Below are 20344 nucleotides of genomic sequence, written 5' to 3' on the forward strand. Positions count from 1 at the left end.
GGGGAAAATTCGCGGAACGGATTCTCAGAGGAGTCTCTGTGGCTTAGCTAGTTTTCCACATTCTTAACACTCTCCACACTATATATAGTTGGAACCGTGAGCCGCGACACAAGTTCTTGACGTAAGGCTCGCAACACGACTAGCTTGCCGGGGTACCGACCAGAGACCGGTGACCGACCCGAAAAGGCCGGTTGAAACTCCCAGAGTGAGCGTCAGAGCCCCGTGGCAACCGCGTTGCCGCGTGACCTGTGGCGCCCGAGGGAGGCCGTAACTCAGGCGTGTTGCGTGTGGCGATCCGGAAAGAACGGATCGTTGGGGCGTCGAACAACAATTGTGGGCTGATGAGCTGCGGGGCAAATCGCGGCCATGGGGACGTTTTGTCCCCGGAACTTAGGAACCTGATGATGCGGATCGAGCGGCGTTATACGAAAACCGGCCAGTCGCCTTATTCCTCCCTCGCCTTCCGGCTCGCCACGAGCGAGATCCGCAATCCGGACGGCTCGATCGTCTTCAAGCTCGAGAACATCGAGGTGCCGGAGACCTGGAGCCAGGTGGCGTCCGACGTGCTGGCCCAGAAGTATTTCCGCAAGGCCGGCGTCCCGGCCCGGCTCAGACGAGTCGAGGAGAACGACGTCCCGTCCTGGCTCTGGCGCTCCGTGCCCGACGAGGCGGCGCTTGGCCAGCTCCCCGAGGACCAGCGCTTCGGCTCCGAGATTTCCTCCAAGCAGGTCTTCGACCGGCTCGCCGGCTGCTGGACCTATTGGGGCTGGAAGGGCGGCTACTTCTCGTCGGAAGAGGACGCCCAGGCGTTCTACGACGAGCTGCGCTTCATGCTCGCCAACCAGATGGTGGCGCCGAACTCGCCGCAATGGTTCAACACCGGCCTGCACTGGGCCTACGGCATCGACGGTCCCGGCCAGGGCCACTTCTACGTGGACTACAAGACCGGCAAGCTGACCAAGTCGAAATCCGCCTACGAGCACCCGCAGCCGCATGCCTGCTTCATCCAGGGCGTCGAGGACGACCTGGTGAACGAGGGCGGCATCATGGACCTGTGGGTCCGCGAGGCGCGCCTGTTCAAGTACGGCTCCGGCACCGGCTCCAACTTCTCCAAGCTGCGCGGCGAGGGTGAAAAACTCTCCGGCGGCGGCCGCTCGTCCGGCCTCATGAGCTTCCTCAAGATCGGCGACCGCGCCGCCGGCGCCATCAAGTCGGGCGGCACCACCCGCCGCGCCGCCAAGATGGTGGTGGTCGACGTCGACCATCCGGACATCGAATCCTACATCGACTGGAAGGTGAAGGAGGAGCAGAAGGTCGCCGCCCTCGTGACCGGCTCCAAGCTCGGCAACAAGCACCTCAAGGCCATCATGAAGGCCTGCGTGAACTGCGAGGCCGAGGGCGACGCCTGCTTCGATCCGGAGAAGAACCCGGCCCTCAAGAAGGAGATCAAGCTCGCCCGCCGGGTCATGATCCCGGACAACTACATCAAGCGCGTGATCCAGTTCGCCCGCCAGGGCTACACGGACATCGACTTCCCGATCTACGACACGGATTGGGATTCCGACGCCTACCTGACCGTCTCGGGCCAGAACTCCAACAACTCCGTGTCGCTCACCGACGACTTCCTGCGCGCCGTGGAGAACGATGCGGACTGGCACCTCACCGCCCGCAAGGACGGCAAGGTGGTGAAGACCCTCAAGGCCCGCGACCTCTGGGAGCAGATCGGCCACGCCGCCTGGGCGTCCGCCGATCCGGGCCTGCACTTCAACACCACAATGAACGACTGGCACACCAGCCCGGCCGGCGGCCGCATCCGCGCCTCGAACCCGTGCTCGGAATACATGTTCCTGGACGACACGGCGTGCAACCTGGCCTCCGCCAACCTGCTGCAGTTCTTCGACCGCCAGAACCACAAGATCGACGCCGAGTCGTTCGAGCATGCCTGCCGCCTGTGGACGATCGTGCTCGAGATCTCGGTCATGATGGCGCAGTTCCCGTCGAAGGAGATTGCGCAGCTCTCCTACGAGTACCGCACGCTGGGCCTCGGCTTCGCCAATATCGGCGGCCTGCTCATGACCATGGGCCTTCCCTATGACTCCGACGCCGGCCGCGCGCTCGGCGGCGCGCTGACCGCGATCATGACCGGCGTGTCCTACGCGACCTCCGCCGAGATGGCGGGCGAGCTCGGGCCGTTCCCGAACTACAAGGCCAACGCGAAGCACATGCTGCGCGTGATCCGCAACCACCGCCGCGCCGCGCACGGCGAAGCCGCGGGCTACGAGGGCCTCGCGGTCGACCCGGTGCCGCTCGATCACGCCTCCTGCCCGGACCAGGATCTCGTCGCCCACGCGAAATCCGCCTGGGACAAGGCCCTGCAACTCGGCGAGAAGAACGGCTATCGCAACGCGCAGGCCACCGTGATCGCGCCCACCGGCACGATCGGCCTCGTGATGGATTGCGACACCACCGGCATCGAGCCAGACTTCGCCTTGGTGAAGTTCAAGAAGCTCGCCGGCGGCGGCTACTTCAAGATCATCAATCGGGCGGTGCCCGATGCCTTGAGAGCTTTGGGGTATCGCGAGTCGGAGATCGCCGAGATCGAGGCCTATGCGGTCGGCCACGGGTCGATGAAGCAGGCACCCGCCATCAACCCGGGCTCCCTGCGCGCCAAGGGCTTCACGGATGAGAAGATCGACGCGGTGGAGAAGGGCCTGAAGAGCGCCTTCGACATCAAGTTCGTGTTCAACCGCTGGACCCTGGGCGAGGACTTCCTGACCGGCACGCTCAAGGTGCCGGCGGACAGGCTCAACGACCCGTCGTTCGACCTCTTGTCCTTCCTCGGCTTCTCGAAGGCCGACATCGAGGCCGCGAACATCCACATCTGCGGGGCGATGACCCTCGAGGGAGCACCCTTCCTCAAAGTCGAGCACTACGCGGTGTTCGACTGCGCCAATCCATGCGGCAAGATCGGCAAGCGCTATCTGTCGGTGGAGAGCCACATCCGCATGATGGCGGCTGCCCAGCCCTTCATCTCGGGGGCGATCTCCAAGACGATCAACATGCCCAACGACGCCACCGTCGAGGACTGCAAGAACGCCTACATGCTGTCCTGGAAGCTGGCCCTGAAGGCGAACGCCCTCTACCGCGACGGCTCCAAGCTGTCGCAGCCGCTGAACTCCGCCCTCATCGCCGATGAGGACGAGGACGCGGAGGATGCGGCGGAAGCCGTCGCCGCGATGCCGGCCGCCGCGAAGGCCGCGCATGTGTCCGAAAAGATCGTCGAGAAGGTGATCGAGCGCGTGGTCGCCATCCGCGACCGCGAGAAGATGCCCGACCGCCGCAAGGGCTACACCCAGAAGGCCGTCGTCGGCGGCCACAAGGTGTACCTGCGCACCGGCGAGTACGACGACGGACGCCTGGGCGAGATCTTCATCGACATGCACAAGGAAGGCGCCGCCTTCCGGGCCATGATGAACAACTTCGCCATCGCGATCTCGCTCGGCCTGCAATACGGCGTGCCGCTGGAGGAATACGTGGAGGCCTTCACCTTCACGCGCTTCGAGCCGGCGGGCTTCGTCCAGGGCAACGAGCGCATCAAGTCGGCGACGTCGATCCTCGACTACGTGTTCCGCGAGCTCGCGGTCTCGTATCTCGCCCGCAACGACCTCGCCCACGTCGACCCGTCGGAGGCCGGCCCCACCACCATCGGGTCGGGCGAAGCCCAGTCCAAGGCCCCGGAGCCGGCGCCCGCCACGGCGGTCGTCTCCCGCGGCTTCACCCGCGGCTCCGTCGACCGCCTCATGCTCATCCCGGGCGGGGCCGGCAGCGCCGGAAGCGCGACGCAGCGCTCGCCCGGTCTGACGGTCGGCGCGAATGCCCTCAAGGGCGAACTCGCCCCGGCCGGCGCCCCGGTGGAGGAGACGGTCGGAGAAGCCGAGATGGCCAAACTCGCCTTCGCGGCCCCGTCCGTCGCCGACCGGCGCGCCGAGGCCAAGATGAAGGGCTATGTCGGCGAATCCTGCCCTGAATGTGCGAACTTCACGCTGGTCCGGAACGGGACGTGCCTGAAGTGCGATACGTGCGGCAGCACGACCGGGTGCTCGTAAGATCATTTTACCTTCGGACAATCGAGATCACCGGCACAAGGCCGGTGATGACGTGGAGAAGGTGGTCAGGGCCGGTGACAACACCCTCCCACGATCACTCCTCCGTCATGGCTGGCCTTGTGCCGCCCTTCCTGCCACCCTCCCCACGTCATGGCCGGGCTTGTCCCGGCCATCCCGATCGGAAAGGCGCCGCGCTCCCAACAATCGGGATCACCGGCACAAGGCCGGTGATGACGTGGAGGGTGGTGTGAGGCGGTGCGAACACCCTCCCACGACATGGCCGGGCCTGTCCCGGCCATCCCGATCCGAGAAGCGCCATGCCTCACAGAAGCGGAATCACCGGGACAAGCCAGCTGATGACGAGACGGGCCACCGTCGGAGCGGCGTCGCCCTGCCCCGTCATCGCCGGCCCGCCGCGGGCCGGCCGCCCACTCCCGCCGCTCCGCCCGGTTCCGGCCCGGGTGTCCCAAGATGTTCATTCCCTGTCCTGATCGATCAAGCAGACGCGCGGGCCGTGCCTATCCTGGACTGCAACGGGGCGGGCTCACTCGGGCGCGCGCGGCGGACCGGACCGGCGACGGGCTGACCTGCGGACGCGCGCTCGACGCGGCGCGTCGCGCCCAGGGTCGCGAGAGCATCGGACGTGAAGATTGGACCCACTGTTCACGTCCGATGCTCCGGCCTCCTTGACGAGCGCATCGCGCGGGTCCCAGTTCGCCGCCGATCCGGACCGGTGGCGGCGACGGGCGGGGCGACACGGGCGACCGAGTTCAGGAAGCAACAGGCCATGATTCAGAGGATTGTCCGTCGGCCGGCCCGACCCGTGCCCGCTCCGGAGCCGGGAGGGACGCGATGACGATCGCACGCTCCACCCTGTTCTGGATCGCGCTCGCCGTATTGGCGCTTCTGATGCTGGTTCTGCTGCGCCCGATCCTGCTGCCGTTCGCCGTCGGCATCGCGCTCGCCTACCTGCTGGCCCCGGTGGTCGACGGACTGGAGCGGATCGGTCTCAACCGCGCGCTCGCCGCCCTGATGCTCGTGCTGCCCCTGGTCGTCGGGTTCGTCGGCCTCGTGCTGGTGATGCTTCCGGCGCTCCTGCGGGAATTGCGGTTCTTCGTCGACGAGTTCCCCCGCTATGTCACGCAGGTCCAGGCCCTCATGGCCGATACGAGCCGGCCCTGGCTGCATGCGCTCATGGGCCAGGAACTCCGGATCGAGGAATCGGTCACCCGCGAGATGGCCGGGACGGGCAGCGCCTGGCTCGACGAGCTTCTGCGCTCGGCATGGTCGGGCGGGAAGGCCGTGTTCTCGCTCCTGTCGTTGCTCGTGGTGGTGCCGATCGTCAGCATCTACCTTCTGATCGACTGGGAGCGGATGACCGCGACGCTGGACGCCTGGGTGCCGGCCGAGCACCGCGAGGATGTCCGGGCCCTTGGGCGGGAGATCCACGGGACCGTGGCCGGCTTCGTGCGCGGGCAGATCGTCATCTGCCTGATCCTGGCCGCGTTCTACGCCGCCGCCCTGCGGCTGACCGGCCTCAACCATGCCATCCTGATCGGCGTCACGGCCGGCCTGATCAGCTTCGTTCCGTTCCTTGGACTCGGCGTCGGCTTCGTCGTTGCGACCTGCGTGGCCATGGCCCAGTTCTGGCCCGACTGGACGCCCCTGGCCGTCGTGGCCGGCACGTTCCTGATCGGGGAAATCCTTGCCGATTACGTGCTGTCGCCGCGCATCATCGGAAGCCGGGTCAAGCTCAACCCGGTCTGGCTGATCTTCGCGCTGTTCGCCTTCGGGTACCTGTTCGGGTTCGTCGGCCTGCTGGTCGCGATCCCGCTGGCCGCATCGCTGGGCGTGATCCTGCGGTTCGTCGTGCGGAGCCCGTTCGCCGGTCCTGAGCTCGGCGCCATGCCGACACCGTCCGCATACGGCGCGACGGCTTCGCGATCGGCGCCTCCCGAACGCGGCGACGTCGGGCAACCCGCCGAGGACGCCACGACCGCGGGACGGCGTGACGTGATGGCCGTCCCCACCGGTCCAATGGGGGGGGCGGCCCGGGACACGACCATCACCTAGAGCATCGGACGGAAAAGTGGATCCGGTTTTCGCTGGCGCGGCCCGCTGGGTCCGTTCTGACCGATGCTCTCATTCAAGAAGAAAGCATCGGATGAGGCGGACCCGGCGGGCCACGCTCGTGACCCGAAGGGCCGCACGATGCGCCAGGGGCCGATGTGGCCGCTTCCGGGACGAAGGCCCGTCCGACGTTACTGGCCCAAGCAGCCGGGACTGGCGAACAGGGTGCCGTTGATCCGCGTGAACCGACACGACGCGGACGATATCGGCAGAGTGATCGCGATGTTGTTGGCGGAAGGGCCGAGCGGAGGCGCAAGTTCGATCGGATCGAACGGATTCCTCGGTTCATAGGTTGAACCGACGAGATAGAGCGGGAGCCGGCCGAAGGAGCTGCTTGGCCTCACTCTCAGGACAAGGGGCCCGCTCAGCCCGACCCGCTGCACGCGCGGTTGCGCCTCGGCCTGCACGGGAATGATCACGAACGCGATAGCCGCAAGAGCAATGAGAGCAGATGTGCACTTCATGCGCTGTCCTCCTCACCATGGATGCGTCTTTGAAGAATTCATTGCTGAAGCCAAATCGGTCGAGGCCGTCCGTGCCGGCCCTCCGCCGGAATGGCCTCTCATGGCGGCCCGGCTCTTGCAGCGCACGATCCCATCGAGGGTGGAGTCCAGGCCGGGGCTTGGGCCTCGCTCACGCGCGGCTTCTCCGGCCTGCGGGATTGCGGAGTGGGATTGCCCGTTCGGGGCGGAGCATGTTCCTCACGCCAAGCCGCCGGAGCTTGCCCCGTCCAGCGTCGGAACGCCCGCGTGAAGGCGCTCGCCTCGGAATAGCCGAGGGCTGCCGCCACCTGGCTCAGAGGGATTTTCGTCTGGGTCAGGAGCTGGCGTGCGATCTCGAACCGTGTCTCGTCAACGAGCCGCTGGAAGCGCGCGCCCTCAGCCTGGAGGTGGCGGCTCAGCGTGCGGCGGTGCACGGCAAAGCGGTCCGCGACCGTCGCGGCCGAGCACCGGTTCGCCAGGATCTCCGTCCGCAACACCCGGCGCAGGCTTTCCTTCCAATCGCCCTCCGCGGCAGCCTCGAGTTCCCGGATCCGGTCCTCGAAAACCTTGCGGAAGACCGGGTCGGCGTCCGCGATGCGGTGATCGAGCCAATGCGTCGGGAATACGAGGGCGGCAGCCTCCTGGCCGAAGCGCACGGGGGCCTGGAAGAACCGCCGGTAGGGTGCCGGATCGACGGCCTGGTGCTGAGACAACAGCACTTCGTCCGGTGCCCAATCGGGACCGCACAGCCGGCGCATGACGTTGGTCGCAACGGCCATGACCCCATCTGAGATCTGCCCGGGGCTCTCCACGTCCGGCTCGTAGATCGCATATCCCAGGACCGCCACATCCCCATCGACGAAGAGGGTCGTAGCGGCGCCCCGGTCATGGAGATGACTGTGCCTGATCAGAGCCGACAAGGCCTCGCCGACGGTCGGCGAGTGTTGCAGGAGACCGCCGACCGGCCCGAGCGAGGAGATCGCGCCCCTCTGCCCGAGAAGAAGACCGAAGTGCAGGCACTCGGTGTGCATGACGCACGCCGTAAGCACCCGGCCCAGGGCGGCGTATGGGATGACGTTGTCCTGGTCCCCGAAAAGCCGCGCGTCGAGACCGGCCTTACGGAACACGATGTCCGTATCCACCCCCATTTCACCGAGAACAGGGACGATCTCCTTCGCGACGCCGACGCGGACAACGCCTCTGCCGATCGGTCGTTGCAGCGTCAGGTCGGATGGCTGTTCCATGGGCGGGGGCCGCCTTCGGCCGCCCGAGTTGGAACGATCAAAGGTCATGATCAGCCCTCCACGAGCTTGTTGCGAATGGCGTAGCGGATCAGGGCGGCGGTCGTGTCGAGGTTGAGCTTGCGCAACGCCAGTGCGCGGTGGGTCTCGACGGTCTTTGTGCTGATGCTGAGAATGTCGGCGATCTGCTTGTTCGTCTTTCCCTCGGCGATCAGTTGCACCACCGCCTTCTCACGGGAGGTCAACGCCGACTCGTGTGTGCATCCCTTCGCCAGGTAGGTCTCGAGCAGGGTCTCCGACACCTTGCCGGTAAAGAACGGCTTGTGGGCCGCCAGACTCTCCACCGCCGAGACCAGAAACTGCTTGGCGTCGGATTTGAGCAGGAACCCGCGGGCGCCCGCCTCCAGCACGTCGCGCACGAGACTGTCGGTATCATGCATGGTGAAGATCAGCACTTCGACACCGGGCACGCGCGCCCGGATCTGGCGGGTGGCCTCGACCCCGTTCACCAGCGGAAGGCCGTAGTCGAGGATGACGATATCGGGACGTGTCGCCTGAGCCTGATCGATGGCATCCTTGCCATTTCGGGCCTCGCCGACCACCTCCCAGCCTTCATGCCCCTCCAGGATGGTCCGCACGCCGGAGCGGACCACGTCATGATCGTCGGCGATCAGGATGCGTGTCATCGCGAGAGTTCCTCCCGCGCCCCAGGGTAGCGGCCGATTCGGTGTCCCTGAGTGCCATGGCAGGATACACCTCCTGGCAGCGGGGCCCACCTGTGCAAAACCCTGAATTTGCCGGAGGCAGACCCTGAAACTTCACCCGAGGGTCTTGCCGTCGGCCTCCGTCATGTCGGACGTCCATGGCCTCAGCAGGCGGCCTGCCTGAGTCAGCGCCCGTCCCGTCACTGTCCTCGGAACGACGGCAACGACCGACGTGCCGCCTGGGCCGGTCGTAATCCTCAGGTCACCGCCAAACTGCTCCAGGCGAGCGCGCATGCCCGTCACGCCGACGCCGAGCCGGATGCGGCCCTCGGCGCCGTTCGGGCCTGCCATGCCGTGCCCGTTGTCGCGGATGCGGACCACGAGCCGTCCGGACCTGATCTTGGCATCCACCGATACCTGCGAGGCCCCGGCGTGCCGGTGCACGTTGGTGAGGGCCTCCTGCACCACGCGCAGGATCGTGCGCTGGAGCTCTGGCGGCAAGTCATCGACCTCCTCGGGAATCCGGATGCGGGCAACCAGTCCCGTTCGGCCTGCAAAGCCTTCGGCGAAGTCCCGCAACGTGGTCTGGAGGCCGTCCTTCGTCAGGTTGGGCGGATGCAGCAGATAGGTGAAGATGCGCAACTCGCGCAGCGCCTCCGTCAGCAGGCTCTCCACCTCGGCCAGTGCCTTGCGGCCGGAGGGGTTCTCCTGGACCTGTGCCTCGAGGCCCGCCAACCCAAGGTTCGCCGCCACGAGGTGCTGCGCCGTCGAGTCATGCAGCTCACGCGCGATGCGCTTCCGTTCCTCTTCCTGAAGGGCAAGCAGTTGCCCGGACAATTCGTTGACCTGTTTCCTCGCTCCCGTGACCTGGTCGGACAGGACCCGGAGCGGCTGCTCGACCTGGCGGGCGGTGAACCAGGCGGCAATCCCTCCGGCAAGCAGGAGAAGGGCCGCCGGTCCGGCCATCCGCCGCAGGGCCCCCGTGACGGGAGCATTGAGATCGGCCAGCGGCACCGTGACCACACTCGTCCAGTTGGTCGCCCCCGAACGGCGGAAGGTGACGAGAACCGGAACCCCACGATCATCGGTGGCCTCGACGGTTCCCGTGATCGTGCTCGCCGGACCCGCATCGGCGAGGCGCGTGGCCAGGGTCGCGGGGACCGGCAGGTCGGACCCTTTGTGACCGTCCCGGTCGGCCACGATCGGCTGGAGCTTGCGGTCGTAGAGCCCCTTCACCCAGCCAGCCGGCAGCGCCTGGTCGTCCAGGATCGTGCCCAGGCGCGCTTCCGTCAGGGTAATGGTCAGATGGCCGTTCATCCGACCGTCCGGATCATCGAGCCGGAGGCTGAGGGCCACGACGATTTGGCCCTTCAACGGGGCTAGCATCCGCCCGGACACGGACCACCTGCGCTCCCGGATCCGGTCGAGCTGCTCCTGGTAGTTCGGGAAGTCCACATGTCGCGGCAACGGTGATCCGAACGGGCGCAGGGTATTGGCAACCTGCCGCTCGAGGTCGTTCAGGACCAGCCAGGAGCCTTCCGGAACCGGCGTGATCTTGAGCTGATCGTAAAAGGCCTTGGTGTCGCCCGAGAGGAGTGCCGGAGACTTCGACAGCCCCTTCAGCAGGTAGTTGACCGCAGCCACCTCCTGATCGAAGCCGAAGGAGAGCGCCTTGGCAGCCTCCAGGGCGCGATGTTCGATCGCGTGGCGCTCCTCGGCCGCACGGGAGAGCAACAGCGCCGCAGCGACGAGGCAAGCCGCCACGGTGACGACCATGAAGGTCAACGCGATCCGCCGCCGCAGACGGAGCGGCAGGCCCGAGAGGGACCGCGCAACCACCGGGACGGTGCCATTGCTCATGCTGGCGGTCTCCGGCCGCAGGGGCAACGCAACGGGACCGGGGATCGCGACGGGGCCCTCGTCCGGTCACGTATGGTAAACCCTGAGGCCGCCCGAGTCGACCGGGATTCACGAGGATGGGAAGGTCGTCCCCTCCCGGCTAGAGCGGTTTCCACTCACATGGAATCATCGCTCGTCTTGGCCTCGCCGCATCTTCGGACGGTGAACCGGATCCACTTCACCGAACAATGCTCTCGGTGCCGGCAGAAGATGTCAGCGGTCCCAAATCAGGGTCTGCCTCCGTCACTTTCAGGGTCGACCCTAATAGACCCACGGCCACGAACAGGACGACAATCCCGCAATAGCAGACGGAACCAGCGGTTACTGCGGTTGCTCTCTCGGACATCGGATAACGCGCGCGGCGAAAGGATAGCCCGCTGGGTCAAGGAGGCTCCGCCAATCCGTCCGCGACACAGGCTTCCAGGAAGGCTCAGGGCCTTTCCGCCAGCTCGTCGGGCTGGCAGCGCACATCTTTGCGAGGACCGATGCCATGACCAGCGCGGACTTGGTCGAGCGGACGGATAAGACCATCGGCATTCTGCCCGACGACAGCGGTATGGTCCGGATCCCCGGCGGCACGTTCCGCATGGGATCAGACCGTCACTATCCCGAAGAGGCCCCGGTCCACCGCGTCACGGTCGATCCGTTCTGGATCGACCGTACCCCGGTCACCAACCGCCAGTTCCGCGACTTCGTCCGCGCCACGGGGCACGTGACGGTCGCGGAGATCACGCCCGACCCCAAAGATTATCCCGCTGCCCTGCCCCACATGCTCTTCGCCGGCTCGCTGGTCTTCAGTCCGTCGGACTATCCGGTCGATCTGCGTCACTTCAGCCAATGGTGGGCGTTCAGGCCCCGAGTGAACTGGCGGCGTCCCTATGGTCCGGGCTCGTCGATCAAGGAGCTGGACGATCATCCGGTCGTGCACGTCGCCTACGCCGATGCCCTGGCGTATGCGCATTGGGCCGGCAAGGACCTGCCGACCGAGGCCGAGTGGGAGTTTGCGGCCCGCGGTGGACTGGACCAGGCGGAGTTTGCCTGGGGCGACGAGTTCACTCCGGGCGGCCGGCAGATGGCCAACACCTGGCAGGGTGCCTTCCCGTTCCAGAACACGCGCGAGGATGGCTACGAACGCACCTCGCCGGTCGATGCCTATCCGCCCAATGCCTATGGCCTTTACGACATGATCGGCAATGTCTGGGAATGGACGAGCGACATCTACGCGCCGAAGCATCCGGCCGATGCCCCGAAGGCCTGCTGCATTCCCGAGAACCCGCGCGGCGCCCGTGAGGTCGAGAGCTACGCTCCCTGCGAGCCCGGAATCAAGATCCCGCGCCGGGTGCTGAAGGGCGGCTCGCATCTGTGTGCGCCCAACTACTGTCGCCGCTACCGTCCGGCAGCGCGCCATCCGCAGCCGGTCGACACCTCGACGAGCCATGTCGGATTCCGCTGCATCATCAGAGAGAGGAGAGCCCCATGAACAGTGATCATGCGTCCTCACGCGCTGTTGACGAACGACGCCGAGCCCGGCGCATGCGGGCAAGATCCGCCCTGGTCGGGGCGACGGCTCTGGTCGCTGCTGCCATTGCGGGCCCGGCCACCGCGCAGGCGCCGCAGCAGAAGCCCAACATCCTGTTCATCATGGGCGACGACATCGGCTGGATGCAGCCGGGCATCTACCACCAGGGGCTGATGGTGGGCGAGACCCCCAACATCGACCGGATCGGGCGGGAAGGCGCCAAGTTCATGACCTACTACGCCGAGCAGAGCTGCACGGCGGGGCGCAACGCCTTCTTCACCGGCATGAATCCGCTCCGGACCGGCATGATCCCGCCGCAACTGCCCGGCAGCCCGTCCTATCTGCGGCCCGGCACGCCGGCGCTGGCCAAGTTCCTGTACGATCTCGGCTACACCACGGGCGAGTTCGGCAAGAACCACCTCGGCGATCACACCGACGCGCTGCCGACCGCGCACGGGTTCCAGGAGTTCTGGGGCTACCTCTATCACCTCGACGCCATGCAGGGCGTGAGCTTCCCCGACATCAACAAGACGCCGACCGAGCAGACAGTGGCGCCGGCCTGCCGCAACACGCCGATCCCCGGGCTGGCCCAGGATCCCGCGGCCGTCGATCCACGAACCACCCCGTGCCTGACGCCTCCTCGGCCGGTGATCTCGTGCCGGTCGTCGGACGGGACCTCCGGCAATCAGACATGCCGGGACGAGGGCCCGCTGACGCTGGAGCGCTCGAAGACGGTCGACGAGGAGATCTCGGCCAAGGTCATCGACTTCCTCGACCGCAACGACCCGAAAAAGACCAACAAGCCGTTCTTCGTCTGGTACAACCCGGCGCGCATGCACATCACCACCGTGCTGTCGGACAAGTACATGGCGATGGTGGGCGAGCCGGGCGGCAAGGACTGGGGCGTCAACGAAGCCGGCATGAAGCAGATGGACGACAACATCGGCTATGTGCTGAAGAAGCTCGAGGAGATGGGGCAACTCGACAATACCGTCATCGTGTTCACCACCGACAACGGCGCCGAGACCTTCACCTTCCCTGACGGCGGCACCACCCCGTTCAAGGGCTCGAAGATGACCACCTGGGAAGGCGGCATGCGTGCTCCGGCGCTCATGCGCTGGCCTGGCGTCATCCGGCCCGGCACGATCAAGGACGGCATCTTCGCGTCCCTCGACTGGCTACCCACGCTGGTCAACATCGCCGGCGGGGACAAGGGCGACGGGCTGAACAAGCGCATCATGGCCGGCACCTATCCGGGCATCGTCAAGACCAAGCTCGATGGGGTGGATCAGACCGACTACCTGAGCGGCCGCTCTGACAAGTCGGCGCGCGACACGTTCTTCTACTATGCCAGCAGCCATCCGTCGGCGGTGAGATACAAGAACTGGAAGATGTATTTCGCGATCGCGCCCGAAACCGCGCTGGGCTTCAACGTCCCGGGCGTTCAGACCCAATTCGCGGCCGGCATGGTCAACCTCAAGCGCGATCCGTTCGAAACCGGCATGGGCGAGTGGAAGAAGGCGAATTTCTGGATGGCGGGCGCGCTCGCCGCGCCGGCCACGGCCTGGGTCTACGACTGGAACCTGCTGCCCATCGGACAGGCGCTGTGGCTGAGGGAGCTGGAATCCTACAAGGAGTTCCCTCCGCTCCAGGATCCGGCGAGCTACAACCTGGATCAGGTCATGACTGAGCTCAGGAACGCCGCCACGCATCCGAGCCAGTGAGCCATGCGAGATCGGCGGGCACCCTTCGAACCTGGTGCCCGCCACCCCAATCCAACAACAAGAACCGGTGCAGGGGCAGACCTCGATCGCAGAGGATCATCGAGAGGAGACTGTCATGATGAAGTCGGTTTCGATCGTAGCACTCCCATTGGCGTTGCTGTTTGCCGGCCCGGCATCGGCCCAGAGCATGTGCGTCATCGCGGGCAATCGGGCCATCATGGGAGCCAATATGGAAGGCGCCTTCGACGTGCAGGCCGGACAGGGCTGCATGTCCGACATCACCCCTCAGGGCACGCTGACCAGTTCCGAGATCAGCCAGCGTCCGCAGCACGGCACTCTGACCATGGTCGACAAGGACACCTGGACCTACACGCCCGCTCCGGGCTACAGCGGCCCCGATGCCTTCGCGATCACGGCGAAAGGGCAGAGCATCGACGAGAAGCCCGGCACCTCCGTGCTCAGCTACAGGGTGACCGTGAAGTAGCGGCGAACAGCCCGTGAGCTGCTCGCACACACGAGATGGAGAGCGCCGGGTTCCAGGGATCTCGGTTCCAGGGATCTCGGTTCCTGGGATCTCGGTTCCTGGGATCTCGGCGCCCCGTCTCCAGACGCTCGCATCGATGACGTCGGTCCGGTGCGAGCGAACCCGGCGACAGCCGGTCAGTCGAAAGGGAGTCCGCGCCATGTTCAGCAAGCACTTCGCCTGTCTTATCCTGGTCACCGGGGGCCTCTGCACGATGACCATCGGCGCCCGCGCGCAGGACGCGCCGGCCCACCCGCAAGTGCCGATCAGGAAGGCCATCGGCCGGGTCACGCCCACCGGCCCGGTGCCCTCGCTCGCCGTGCTCAACGCGGCGGGCGCAAAGCTCGAGGGAACCAAGCTGACCCTGACGGGCGTATCGCCGAGCTCGATCGTGTTCGCCGATCGCCCGGTGCGGGCGGCCGGTCACGTCATGACCCAGCAGTTCATCATGCAATGGGACGAAGGCAAGAACAGCTTTGCCGTTGATCCGCCCAACGCCACCGTGTCCGTCCTGGGCGGCGACGGCTCGAAGGTGAGCGATGCCGTGGTGACCCTGAAATCGCCCAAGCTCGAGGGCGGCAACCTCACCTTCGACGTGGCGGTGCTGGAAGGCAACTTGGACGGCGCGAGCGGGCCGGCGGCCCTGTTCATCGACGATTTTGGCCGCTACTGGCACGCCCCTGCCTATCATGGCGCCTGGTACGGGCGGTCGGGGGTCTCCAATTATAGTGCGGCCTATGCGGCCGAGAACTCGGCCGTGATCCCGAATGTGTGCGGCTACTACCCTTACTCGCCCTGCGGCAACGAGTGAGGGATCTTGCGCCGGTGCAGGACGCGGAGAGCCACCGAACGTGAGAGGACCTGAAACATGAAAGCCAATGGAACAGCCGGGATCGGCCTTGGCGCCTTGTTCGCCTCCGTGATGGCATTCAGTGTGCCGGCGGCGGCGCAGCAGCAGAAGCCCAACATCCTCGTCATCATGGCCGACGACATCGGCTACTGGAACATCAGCGCCTACAACCGCGGCATGATGGGCTACCGCACGCCCAACATCGACCGCATCGCCAACGAAGGCGCGATCTTCACCGATTATTATGGACAGCAATCCTGCACGGCCGGGCGTGCGGCGTTCATCACCGGTCAGAGCCCTTTGCGGACCGGGCTCCTGAAGGTGGGACTGCCGGCCGCCAAGGAGGGCCTGTCGGACAAGGACCCGACGATTGCCGAACTGCTCAAGCCGCAGGGCTACGCAACAGGTCAGTTCGGCAAGAACCATCTCGGCGACCGCAACGAGTTCCTGCCGACGGTGCACGGCTTCGACGAGTTCTTCGGCAACCTCTACCACCTCAATGCCGAGGATGAGCCCGAGCATGCGGATTATCCCAAGGACCCCGCCTTCAGGGCGATGTTCGGGCCGCGCGGCGTGTTGCGCTGCCGTGCCACCGCCACGGACACGCCCGGCAGCGATCCCCGCTTCGGCCCGTGGGGCAAGCAGACCTGCGAGGACACCGGCCCTCTGACCAAGAAGCGCATGGAGACGATCGACGAGGAATTCCTCAATGCGTCACTCGACTTCATCGACCGGGCGAACCGGGACCGGAAGCCTTTCTTCGTGTGGCTCAACCCGAGCCGCATGCACATCTGGACCCGGCTCAAGCCCGAGTCGGAAGGCAAGACCGGGCTCGGGATCTATCCGGACGGCATGGCGGAGCACGACGGGCAGGTCGGGCAGGTTCTGAAGAAGCTCGATGACCTCGGCATCGCCGACAACACCATCGTGATCTACACCACGGACAACGGGGCCGAGGTTTTCACATGGCCTGACGGCGGCACCACCCCGTTCCGCGGCGAGAAGAACACCAACTGGGAGGGCGGCTATCGCGTCCCGGCCATCGTGCGATGGCCCGGCCAGGTGCCGGCTCGGACCGAGATCAACGACATCGTGTCCGCCGAGGATTGGACGACGACCCTGGTCGCCGCGGCGGGCGAGCCGGACATCAACAGCAAGCTGCTGCAAGGCTACGATGCGGCGGGCAAGACCTTCAAGGTTCACCTGGACGGCTACGACCAGCGCGACCTGCTCGGCCGCAAGGGGCCGAGCAAGCGCCGCGAGTTCTTCTACTGGACCGACGACGGCAACCTGGCCGGCCTTCGCTACGACCAATGGAAGGCCGTGTTCCTGGAGCAGAAGGCACATGGGCTCGATGTGTGGGCGCAGCCGATGATCGAACTGCGCCTGCCGATGCTGTTCAACCTGCGCTCCGATCCTTTCGAGCGGGCCCAGAACGAATCCGGCGACTACGTCAGATGGTTCATCGAACATGCCTTCGTGGTGGTCCCGGCCCAGGCGATCGTCGGCCAGCATCTGGCGAGCTTCCAGCAGTTTCCACCCCGCCAGCGACCCGGGTCCTTCTCGGTCGAGCAGGCCATGGAGAAGCTCAGGCTCCCACCATCCAGCAACTAGGGCATCGGACGGACCCGGAGGGCCGCGTCCGAGGCTCTAGCGCATCGTGCGGACCCAGAGGGCCGCGTGAGCGAAAAGTGGATCCGGTTTTCACTTGCGTGGTCCTTCGGGTCAGCCCCGAACGATGCGCCAGACAAGGACGCCGCAAAAGTCCCGTCGGACCGGCTTATCGGTCGACGGAGATTCCAGTCAAGGAGATGAACCATGTCCGTGAAGCATCGTGCCTCCGATCTCATCCTCTTCGTCGGCCTCGTGCTCGCGCCGAGCGTTGCGCTGTCCCAGGACGCGCCGGCCAACCCGCAAGGGCCGATCAGGAAGGCCATCGGCCGGGTCACGCCCACCGGCCCGGTGCCCTCGCTCGCCGTGCTCAACGCGGCGGGCGCAAAGCTCGAGGGAACCAAGCTGACCCTGACGGGCGTGTCGCCGAGTTCGATCGTGTTCGCCGATCGCCCGGTGCGGGCGGCCGGTCACGTCATGACCCAGCAGTTCATCATGCAATGGGACGAAGGCAAGAACAACTTTGCCAAGGATCCGCCCAACGCCACCGTGTCCGTCCTGGGCGGCGACGGCTCGAAGGTGAGCGACGCCGTGGTGACCCTGAAATCGCCCAAGCTCGAGGGCGGCAACCTCACCTTCGACGTGGCGGTGCTGGAAGGCAACTTGGACGGCGCGAGCGGGCCGGCTGCCCTGTTCATCGATCACTTCGGTGGCGGCTTCGGCGGCGGCTTCCGTGGCGGATTCGCTGGCGGCGGGTTCGCCGGCGGCGGGTTCCGCGGCGGCGGCTTCGATCGCTTCGGCGGCTTCCGCGGTGGCGATTTCGATCGCTTCGGCGGTGACCGCTTCGGCTCCGTGCGGGTCGGCGACGTCAACGTCGTGCGCGGCACCTACTGGCATGCTCCAGTCTATCGGGGCGCCTGGTACGGAGCGGGCGCCACGGCGGCGGGCGTTGCCGCCGGGACCGCCCTGGGAGCCGCCGAGGCGGCCTACCCTGACCTTGGCTACAGCGACGATGGCCTGTGCGGCTACTATCCCTATGGGCCTTGCTACTGAACGGACCGTGTTCGAGCCTTGGGTTGACCGCTCCCCCCGGCTCTGGCTGGCACACAGAGCCTCGGACGTGACCCTCCGGGTCCGTCCGATGCTCTAGCGCACGCACGGCATCGCCTTCGCGCTCCGGCTCTTGCGCCGACCGTCGCCCTCGCGGTGGCAAGGGCCGTCGACATCCTGAACCGGAGCTTCATCGTCCCTTCGACAGCAAGGGCCGGTGGCAGCCATCGGCGTCCGGTCCGGGCGTCGTTTCAAGGACCATGGCTTCGGAGCAACGGATTCCGGATCAATGGGCCGGAACCACCAGGCTCGCCAATGTCACTCTCCCGTCGGACGTGTAGTGGTTGACGTGCCCAGTGGCCATGCATTGGCCCGCCTGATACACCTTCACGTCTGCGATCGACCCGATGGTCTCCAACGCGGCGATGATGAAGTCGCGTTCGACATTCGTGTCCGAGTCCGTGGCGTGGGTGATCTGAAACGTGAGCCGGGTCAGGGACAGACCCGTGTCTTTCGTGCCCGCCCCGACCCAGAGGACCCGTTCGTCGTCCGGTGGGCGATCGGTATTGAGCCAGAAGCCCGCGGATCCCCCGGCCCAGGTGGTCTCGGCTTGCGCGAGGCCCAAGGACCAGAACCGAATGTGGTGACGCTTCCGGGGAGAGTTGTCGATCGCCTTCTGAAATCCGACGTCCTGGCCCCGCCCGAACAGATAGAGGGTGCTGAATGGGGCCGTGGGATAGGGCGCGTTGAACACGAAGGCCCGGATCATGCCCCAGGAACTGGCCAAGCCCAGTCGGTCGGCCTCCGACCAGCCCAGAGCCGCAAAAGCCGCGCGAAGCTGGGCGAGAGTCCCCACGAGCGCCACGTTGACGGGATCGCCCGGCAGTCCGTCGCCCGTCGTGGTGAAGCTGGGCACCCGCTTCCGGTGGAGGAGCTTGAGGCCCATGCGAATGATCCACGGAAGAACCCCATAGGCGGCGATCGCGTAGGTGACGCCCACGGCCAGGATCCATGGCAGCCGTTGGTCCGCGGTATCGAAGACGACGAAGACGATCAGCCAGACGGAGAAGACGCCCAGCGCAAGGATGACGAGGCGTTGCAGAAGGCGGCTCAGAAATCGCATGATCCCGTTTCCGTCGCGACCGATTGCGCAGGGATCAACAATCCGTGCAGATGCCCTGCTTGACCTCCTGATCGATGCGCTTGGCCCTTTGGTCCATCTGCTGGATGGCCTTGGCATCGTCGGCCGAGAATTCCTTGTCCGGCGGTGGCACGGTCTTGCTGTCGAGCATCCGATCGATCTCCGACCCGGACGGGATCCGAACCTCGCCCGAGGGCGTGAACGGCCGATTGCTGTCCTGCGCCAGAACCGGCGTTACGGCGATCAACGCACACAGGGTGGGGAGTCCTAGATAACAGCGCATTGCGATGAACCCCGAAGCGGAATGCCAGCCCCTCGTGGAATGCCGCCGGTCCGATGCGTCCAAGCCCTTGGGCAGGATAGCCCCTTCGGCCGCCGGAACCAACTGGGATAAACCCTGAAAGTGCCAGAGGAAGACCCTGAAACGTCGGGAGCGTAAGCATTCGCGATGAGGCGACAGGACATCGGCCCAAGGGCTTCGAACCTGCCCGGCCAGTGGACCTGTGGCAGCCACCCGGGAGCCCGGCGCGATGTCCATGCCGCCGATCATAGACGGCACACCTGGACGAACTCAGTCGACGGTAATGGTCCCGGTCATTCCGAAGCCGGCATGCAGGAAATGCGTGCAACTCATCCTGTAGCGTCCCACCGTCACCGGGATGAGGCTCACCGTGCGGCTCTCTCCCTTGCCAACCTCAATCCTGCCGCCCACGAGAGTTGCCGCGTCGCCCGGGCTTACCTGAGTGGCAGCGAAGAATTCCGGTGCCGCGAGGTTGTGGCCCCCGGAGCCTCGGTTCACGAGACGAATTTGGTAGGCCTGGCCGTGGTGCAAGTGCAGGTTCTGTGGCGTGAACGCGAAGTCCGAGAGGACAATATTGACCGGCTTAGCCTGCGATCCCGCGGAGGAGCGGGTCGCGGCCGGCGCGCTCCCGCAGAGGCAAATCACCGCCGTGGTGATGATCAGCGAGGTCTTCATGAGTGCCTCCCATCAGAGCCCCGCCTCACCGTACCATATGAGCAGGATTGTCCCGGTGCTGGCCCGCACAAGGCCGTCAATCCCTTGAGACGACTTGGCCATGGGGCTCCACCTTCTCGCCGCTCGAAGGCGAAGCGGCCTATCCGCGCTGACGCGTCCACCCATTCACTGCCCGAGACGAAGCACGCAGAGCCGACGAGCTCGGGTCAGCCGCTTCCGGAACACCGAAGAGGGTGGCCGCCTCCCCACCTGAGGCCTTCCTGCAATCCAGGCAGTGGCAGACCGCCACGAATTGGGGTCTGTGTCGAATTCGAACCGGATCGACCCGCAGACGCAGCGCCCGTGTATTTCTTGGGCGTGGCCACCGCTCGATCTGGAGCCGACCCTG

Annotated in this window: 15 protein-coding genes and 1 pseudogene; 8 read left to right on the plus strand and 8 right to left on the minus strand. The window is 66.0% G+C overall.

Annotated features, from left to right (window positions below; genetic code table 11):
• Positions 1–404 precede the first annotated feature (404 nt).
• Both OCW50_RS21700 and OCW50_RS21705 read left to right on the plus strand, forming a co-directional pair.
• A complete protein-coding gene (locus tag OCW50_RS21700; RefSeq protein ID WP_262298914.1) occupies positions 405–4106 on the plus strand; it encodes a vitamin B12-dependent ribonucleotide reductase in 3702 nt (1233 codons plus the stop codon).
• An 852-nt stretch (positions 4107–4958) separates the two neighbouring features.
• Positions 4959–6179, plus strand: a complete 1221-nt coding sequence (locus OCW50_RS21705; protein WP_262298915.1) for an AI-2E family transporter — start codon at positions 4959–4961, stop codon at positions 6177–6179.
• 188 nt (positions 6180–6367) lie between these two features.
• Here OCW50_RS21705 and OCW50_RS21710 read toward each other — a convergent pair whose 3' ends face one another.
• From OCW50_RS21710 to OCW50_RS21725, 4 genes are all read right to left on the minus strand, one after another.
• A complete protein-coding gene (locus tag OCW50_RS21710) occupies positions 6368–6700 on the minus strand; it encodes a hypothetical protein (RefSeq protein WP_262298916.1) in 333 nt (110 codons plus the stop codon).
• Positions 6701–6798: 98 nt separating this feature from the next.
• Positions 6799–7962, minus strand: a complete 1164-nt coding sequence (locus OCW50_RS21715; RefSeq protein ID WP_262298917.1) for an AraC family transcriptional regulator — start codon at positions 7960–7962, stop codon at positions 6799–6801.
• Positions 7963–8012: 50 nt separating this feature from the next.
• Positions 8013–8645 (minus strand): response regulator, encoded by a 633-nt coding sequence (locus tag OCW50_RS21720; RefSeq protein WP_262298918.1) that lies wholly within the window; start codon positions 8643–8645, stop codon positions 8013–8015.
• A gap of 132 nt (positions 8646–8777) precedes the next feature.
• Positions 8778–10523 carry a sensor histidine kinase gene (locus OCW50_RS21725; RefSeq protein WP_262298919.1) on the minus strand — a complete coding sequence of 582 codons (1746 nt, stop codon included), beginning with the start codon at positions 10521–10523 and terminating at the stop codon, positions 8778–8780.
• A 595-nt stretch (positions 10524–11118) separates the two neighbouring features.
• Between OCW50_RS21725 and OCW50_RS21730 the strand changes: the two genes are divergently transcribed.
• From OCW50_RS21730 to OCW50_RS21755, 6 genes are all read left to right on the plus strand, one after another.
• A complete protein-coding gene (locus tag OCW50_RS21730; RefSeq protein WP_262298963.1) occupies positions 11119–12042 on the plus strand; it encodes a formylglycine-generating enzyme family protein in 924 nt (307 codons plus the stop codon).
• Between the two features lie 53 nt (positions 12043–12095).
• Entirely contained in the window at positions 12096–13805 is a 1710-nt protein-coding gene (locus OCW50_RS21735) for an arylsulfatase (protein WP_262298920.1), read from the plus strand.
• Positions 13806–13920: 115 nt separating this feature from the next.
• Positions 13921–14289, plus strand: coding sequence for an Ig-like domain-containing protein (locus OCW50_RS21740; protein WP_262271702.1), 369 nt, complete (start codon positions 13921–13923; stop codon positions 14287–14289).
• A gap of 199 nt (positions 14290–14488) precedes the next feature.
• Positions 14489–15139, plus strand: coding sequence for a hypothetical protein (locus OCW50_RS21745; protein ID WP_262298921.1), 651 nt, complete (start codon positions 14489–14491; stop codon positions 15137–15139).
• Between the two features lie 57 nt (positions 15140–15196).
• On the plus strand, positions 15197–16792 hold the full coding sequence (locus OCW50_RS21750) for an arylsulfatase (protein ID WP_315974461.1): 1596 nt from the start codon (positions 15197–15199) through the stop codon (positions 16790–16792).
• Positions 16793–16996: 204 nt separating this feature from the next.
• Positions 16997–17842 carry a hypothetical protein gene (locus OCW50_RS21755; RefSeq protein ID WP_262298922.1) on the plus strand — a complete coding sequence of 282 codons (846 nt, stop codon included), beginning with the start codon at positions 16997–16999 and terminating at the stop codon, positions 17840–17842.
• A 283-nt stretch (positions 17843–18125) separates the two neighbouring features.
• On the opposite strand, the gene OCW50_RS21760 is transcribed toward OCW50_RS21755, so the two are convergent.
• From OCW50_RS21760 to OCW50_RS21775, 4 genes and pseudogenes are all read right to left on the minus strand, one after another.
• The gene (locus OCW50_RS21760; protein WP_262298923.1) at positions 18126–18962 is read right to left on the minus strand and encodes an LssY C-terminal domain-containing protein; all 837 of its coding nucleotides are present in this window, start codon (positions 18960–18962) and stop codon (positions 18126–18128) included.
• A gap of 34 nt (positions 18963–18996) precedes the next feature.
• Positions 18997–19263, minus strand: a complete 267-nt coding sequence (locus OCW50_RS21765; protein ID WP_262272171.1) for a hypothetical protein — start codon at positions 19261–19263, stop codon at positions 18997–18999.
• Between the two features lie 288 nt (positions 19264–19551).
• Entirely contained in the window at positions 19552–19956 is a 405-nt protein-coding gene (locus tag OCW50_RS21770; RefSeq protein ID WP_262298924.1) for a cupredoxin domain-containing protein, read from the minus strand.
• A gap of 214 nt (positions 19957–20170) precedes the next feature.
• A pseudogene (locus tag OCW50_RS21775) lies at positions 20171–20304 on the minus strand (GFA family protein); the annotation flags it as partial.
• Between the last annotated feature and the right edge of the window lie 40 nt (positions 20305–20344).

Origin of the sequence: Microvirga sesbaniae (assembly GCF_025460805.1) — a bacterium.
Lineage (GTDB): Bacteria > Pseudomonadota > Alphaproteobacteria > Rhizobiales > Beijerinckiaceae > Microvirga > Microvirga sesbaniae.

Excerpts from the sequence above, each read along its gene's own strand:
- OCW50_RS21750 (WP_315974461.1), top strand. The coding sequence starts at position 15,197 with ATGAAAGCCAATGGAACAGCCGGGATCGGCCTTGGCGCCTTGTTCGCC.
- OCW50_RS21770 (WP_262298924.1), bottom strand. The coding sequence starts at position 19,956 with ATGAAGACCTCGCTGATCATCACCACGGCGGTGATTTGCCTCTGCGGG.
- OCW50_RS21740 (WP_262271702.1), top strand. The coding sequence starts at position 13,921 with ATGATGAAGTCGGTTTCGATCGTAGCACTCCCATTGGCGTTGCTGTTT.
- OCW50_RS21725 (WP_262298919.1), bottom strand. The coding sequence starts at position 10,523 with ATGAGCAATGGCACCGTCCCGGTGGTTGCGCGGTCCCTCTCGGGCCTG.
- OCW50_RS21755 (WP_262298922.1), top strand. The coding sequence starts at position 16,997 with ATGTCCGTGAAGCATCGTGCCTCCGATCTCATCCTCTTCGTCGGCCTC.
- OCW50_RS21715 (WP_262298917.1), bottom strand. The coding sequence starts at position 7,962 with ATGGAACAGCCATCCGACCTGACGCTGCAACGACCGATCGGCAGAGGC.
- OCW50_RS21705 (WP_262298915.1), top strand. The coding sequence starts at position 4,959 with ATGACGATCGCACGCTCCACCCTGTTCTGGATCGCGCTCGCCGTATTG.
- OCW50_RS21720 (WP_262298918.1), bottom strand. The coding sequence starts at position 8,645 with ATGACACGCATCCTGATCGCCGACGATCATGACGTGGTCCGCTCCGGC.
- OCW50_RS21700 (WP_262298914.1), top strand. The coding sequence starts at position 405 with ATGCGGATCGAGCGGCGTTATACGAAAACCGGCCAGTCGCCTTATTCC.
- OCW50_RS21735 (WP_262298920.1), top strand. The coding sequence starts at position 12,096 with ATGCGGGCAAGATCCGCCCTGGTCGGGGCGACGGCTCTGGTCGCTGCT.
- OCW50_RS21765 (WP_262272171.1), bottom strand. The coding sequence starts at position 19,263 with ATGCGCTGTTATCTAGGACTCCCCACCCTGTGTGCGTTGATCGCCGTA.
- OCW50_RS21760 (WP_262298923.1), bottom strand. The coding sequence starts at position 18,962 with ATGCGATTTCTGAGCCGCCTTCTGCAACGCCTCGTCATCCTTGCGCTG.
- OCW50_RS21710 (WP_262298916.1), bottom strand. The coding sequence starts at position 6,700 with ATGAAGTGCACATCTGCTCTCATTGCTCTTGCGGCTATCGCGTTCGTG.
- OCW50_RS21745 (WP_262298921.1), top strand. The coding sequence starts at position 14,489 with ATGTTCAGCAAGCACTTCGCCTGTCTTATCCTGGTCACCGGGGGCCTC.
- OCW50_RS21730 (WP_262298963.1), top strand. The coding sequence starts at position 11,119 with ATGGTCCGGATCCCCGGCGGCACGTTCCGCATGGGATCAGACCGTCAC.